The organism is Enterococcus viikkiensis, from assembly GCF_005405345.1.
GTDB classification, from domain to species: domain Bacteria; phylum Bacillota; class Bacilli; order Lactobacillales; family Enterococcaceae; genus Enterococcus_A; species Enterococcus_A viikkiensis.
The window spans coordinates 1-4490 of record NZ_BJDW01000042.1; the positions used below are offsets into that span (position 1 = coordinate 1).

The following is a 4490-nucleotide window of genomic DNA, read 5'->3' on the forward strand; positions in this document are numbered from 1 at the left end:
TAACTTTAATTTTACAGAATGGACTTTCTCTTTTTCTACCCTAAATTTCTATTTACACAAAATATTTTACGCTATCAATTAAAACTTATTTTAAGGTTTGAACAATAAATAATAACAATAAAAAATATTTAGTTTCATATTAACATACGCAAAACAACAAAAAAAAACTAGGAATACAAATTTTTATTTACATTCCTAGTTTTTTTATTCTGTTGGATTATCCGCTCACACTCTTGCCCGACAGCCAAAGCCAATTTAGCAAAAATCTGAAAGATCCCATTCAGATTTTTAATCTATCGTGCTGCAATAATTTTTTGCATCAAATTAGAAATCGTTCGCTCATGAAAATGTGTCATCCGGACACTTTCCCCAGCGGCTGTATACCAAATTTTATTTTCGTAAAAGCCAACGTTTTCCCTTTTTCCGTCCATTAGTTCTTTGGCATATTCCAAAACAAGTTGAATCGCCTCACGAGTTGGTTCATCACTTTTGAAGTAACCGGGATAGCTACGCAAATATTCATGAAGATCACTATTTTTTGAGGCTTTCCAGTCTTCGATAAAATCTTCTAATGCGGTAACGACATTGCTTGTCTGAATATCCCATAATGATATATCTGTTTGAGTGTCCATACGCTTCCCCTCCAATGGGTGAATTCCTTTTCAATGATTATAAAACAATTTCCTTTTAAACGCCTGAGATATGTGCGAATTTTTTATTAAAATTGATCAAAAATCAAGCTCCTATTTTAAAAGTAAACTTCAAATAAATAAAGTTTACTTTTATTAGAGTATAGTTATAACTTCTTATTCCCATTTCAATCAGGTATAATGGGCACAATTGATTAATTTTTAAGGATGATTCTTATGCTAAATTTTCTCATAGACAAAATTACAAAACGCTCTAAAATAAATAAGCGGACGGGGGTCGGTATTTTAGCTGGCTTATTGGGCCTGTTCTCTAATCTGGCCCTATTTATCGCCAAATTTTTTATCGGCTCGCTTTCTGGCAGTGTATCTATCATGGCCGATGCTATCAATAATTTATCGGATACAGCCTCATCGGTCATCACATTAGCTGGTTTCAAGATCGCGGGCAAACCAGCGGACGAAGGGCACCCTTATGGACATGAACGTTTTGAGTATATCAGTGGTTTTGTTATTTCTATCTTAGTCACATATGTCGGCGTGCGCTTCTTAGATAGCTCTTTTATCAAAATCATTCATCCCAGCAGCGTCTTACTTACACCGATTGTCTATATCGTACTGGTGCTTTCAATTCTAATGAAATTCTGGCAAGGCTTTATGTATCGCAAATTGAGTCGCGAAATTGATTCAAATACATTGAAAGCTACCGCCCAAGATAGTATTAATGATGTCTACACGACCATTGCCGTTTTGATTTCTGCTATTATCGAATGGCTTAGTGGTTGGCGAATCGATGGCTATATCGGTTTTTTAATCGCACTATACATTATTTATTCTGGGATAAAAATGTTATTAGGCTTCATTAATGATTTAATGGGGGTGAGACCCCCGGAAGCTGAGGTATTAGCGATTCGTAAGCATCTCGATAATTATCCCGATATTATTGGTTATCACGATTTGCTGATTCATAGTTATGGGCCTAATAGTGTTTTTGCCTCCGTACACATTGAAGTCAATCAAGATTGGAGTTTGTCTCATGCCCATGAAGTAATCGATGCCATCGAATACGAAGTAAAAGAGGATGTCGGAGTGGATCTAGTCTGTCATGTAGATCCTTATCCGATTAATGATCCCGATTTCAAACGGATCGCCCCAGAACTGAAAAAAACGTTAAAGGATATCCATCCTCACTTACGTTTTCATGATTTGCGGGTAGATAAAACGACCATACCTGAAACGATTTATTTTGATTTAGTCGTACCGGAGGAATTAAAAAAGACGGAAAATGCTTACTTACAAGACATTATCAGTCAACATTTTATTACTCAAAACGAACCGGCAAAACTTCATATCACCTTCGATCGAACCTATTTACTGTAATAGGAAAGCCGCCCTGGGTAGCAAGCCAAGGCGGCTTTTTTCTGTCTAAAAAGCACGATAAACGTATTGATTTTTTGGTGCCGTCACGGTCTGGACCTTAGTAACATTCACCGCAGGAAGCTGGCGTTGGAAAGGTTCGAAAAAGTCCAACGTAATCGTTCCTTCAACATGAAGCCACTCGTTGTTCTTAACAGCCAAATTCGCTGGTAGTTTCGTCATTAGACCGAACACCCCCGAATCCGCGACACAATGAATAATCCCAAAGCGGAACATAAAATCATATTTTTGCTGATTCTTTTGAGTCTCATAGATAAACCCATTAAAAGAGATATTCTTACCTACAAAAGAATTAGGATAATTATAGATCAGTTCCATCACCTCTAAATAGTTCTCATCCGTGACTTCCAATTTTTGATCCGTCTCATACTTTTTCATCAACTTGGTCATTTGATCATTGTAATCACTTTTATTGTAGTAAATGCTGGTATCCGGTTTTAAATATTGGGTATTCATCTCTGGATCACCCACGGATTCCTTGCTGACTGGAAAACTAAACCCTTTTGCTTCAACAATCGTTGTATCCAGATTAATAGTGGGAAATAACAGGCCCACTACCAAAGGAATTACTAGCAGTAAATAAGCGATCCCTCGTTGATACGGTGTATTCAGTCCATGATTGTGATCATGATGGGACTGTTTTGCTGACTTATCACTACCCGCCCAAATCTTTAATTGGACTAACGCCAAAATTAGCGATAGACCCATCGTTAGAAAAACTAGATAACGATAATGGACATTAATATATTGATCCAATCTGCCAGAAACCTGCAGATACATCATCAATTCAAAATAACCCGACAAAATCAAGAAACGAATCATTGGTCTCCTCCATTTTTATGTATTCTCTCTTATTCGGCCCGCTAAATTACTAAGGCATAGACCGTTACGATCACGCTGATCAAAGCAATTAGCTGAACGATAAATTTTCCGTGGAAGCTGCGTTTCATCATCATTAGATTTTTGATGTCCACCATTGGACCAAAAACTAAAAAAGCCACGATCGCATTAGTTCCGAAGAGGCTCAGTAAGGATGAACCAACAAAAGCATCGGCCTCGGAACAAAGCGACATTGTAAAGGCCAGAACGAGCATCACTAAGATGCCAACAATTTTTGAAGAAGTTAATTGCAGCATAAATTGCGTTGGTAAATAGACTTGCATGCTGCTGGCGATCAAAGCACCAATGATCAAATAGCGACCGGTGTCAAAGAATTCATCAATCCCATGAACCAAGACTGACCAAAGGTTTTGTCTGACAGAATGTTTGTGTGTGTCTCCGTGTTCATGAAGCTCCTCTGTATGAGGGGGGATATCAGTTTTTAAAATCGGTGTACGATTGATATACGCGATCCATGACCCGATGATCAATGCAACGATAAAGCTGCCTAGCGCTCGTAAAAAAGCAAACTTCCAGCTATTACCAAAGGCAATAAAAGTGGAAAATAAAACGATTGGATTAATGATTGGTGCAGTCACCATAAAGGCAAACGCCGTATGTTCCGGCACACCTTTCTTAATGAATTGAGTAATGATTGGTACGATGCCACATTCACAAGAAGGAAAGAAAAATCCTAAACAGGAACCCACGAGAATCGCTAGTAATTTATTTTTAGGCAAAATCTTTTGAACCCGCTCAGGCGTTAAAAAAACCTGCAAAGCGCCAGAAATAATACAACCTAATAACACAAAAGGAATCGCCTCGATGACAATTGAAAGAAAGATCGTACTCATTTGTAAAACAGAATGGGGCAGAAAATTAAACATAACGTTCCTCCAGAATTTTCACTATTCTAAGATATACGCTTTTTTAACCAAAGAAACAAGAAAACTTTGATTCACAAACTTTTTTTTAAATTTTTTTTAGATTTATGGCGGATTTGAGCACAAAAAAAGCCCGCTACATAAAGTAGCGGGACTCATTTTTTTACTTCACTGCATCTTTTAATTGTTTGCCGGCTTTGAAAGCTGGTGATTTGCTAGCTGCGATAGTGATTTCTTCACCTGTTTGAGGGTTGCGGCCTTTACGTGCTGCACGTTCTCGTACTTCAAAGTTACCAAAGCCAATGACTTGAACTTTTTCTCCAGCTTTTAATGATGATTGGATTCCTTCAAATAAAGCATCTACGGCAGATGTTGCATCTTTTTTTGTAAGACCTGTCTTTTCTGCTACTTGTTCAACTAAACTTTGTTTATTAATCATAATGTATAGCCTCCACTGTCTTTTTAATTGATTCCATCCACAATTCTATTCGTTATTGCTGAGAAAGGCAACTGTTAACTCTCTTTTTCCTATTTTTTTCCGCCGTATTCTTTTTTTATTTTTTTAGAACGCCGATTGTAAAATTAAGCTAGACAACTAAAAAAGCCATTTGTGCTACACTCAAAATAGTTCTGACCAAAGAAT

Annotated in this window: 5 protein-coding genes; 1 reads left to right on the forward strand and 4 read right to left on the reverse strand. The window is 37.3% G+C overall.

The window, feature by feature from the left end; all coding sequences use genetic code 11:
- Positions 1–293: 293 nt before the first annotated feature.
- On the reverse strand, positions 294–632 hold the full coding sequence (locus tag FFM67_RS12185) for a hypothetical protein (RefSeq protein WP_137614807.1): 339 nt from the start codon (positions 630–632) through the stop codon (positions 294–296).
- Between the two features lie 234 nt (positions 633–866).
- On the opposite strand from FFM67_RS12185, the gene FFM67_RS12190 reads away from it, so the two are divergent.
- The gene (locus FFM67_RS12190) at positions 867–2027 is read left to right on the forward strand and encodes a cation diffusion facilitator family transporter (protein WP_137614808.1); all 1161 of its coding nucleotides are present in this window, start codon (positions 867–869) and stop codon (positions 2025–2027) included.
- A 45-nt stretch (positions 2028–2072) separates the two neighbouring features.
- On the opposite strand, the gene FFM67_RS12195 is transcribed toward FFM67_RS12190, so the two are convergent.
- The 3 genes from FFM67_RS12195 to hbs all read right to left on the reverse strand — a co-directional run bounded on the left by FFM67_RS12195 (position 2073) and on the right by hbs (position 4286).
- Positions 2073–2906, reverse strand: a complete 834-nt coding sequence (locus FFM67_RS12195) for a TIGR03943 family putative permease subunit (protein WP_137614809.1) — start codon at positions 2904–2906, stop codon at positions 2073–2075.
- Between the two features lie 41 nt (positions 2907–2947).
- The gene (locus tag FFM67_RS12200; RefSeq protein WP_137614810.1) at positions 2948–3850 is read right to left on the reverse strand and encodes a permease; all 903 of its coding nucleotides are present in this window, start codon (positions 3848–3850) and stop codon (positions 2948–2950) included.
- 160 nt (positions 3851–4010) lie between these two features.
- Complete coding sequence (gene hbs / locus FFM67_RS12205; RefSeq protein ID WP_010779334.1) at positions 4011–4286, reverse strand: non-specific DNA-binding protein Hbs; 276 nt, start codon at positions 4284–4286, stop codon at positions 4011–4013.
- Positions 4287–4490: the final 204 nt, after the last annotated feature.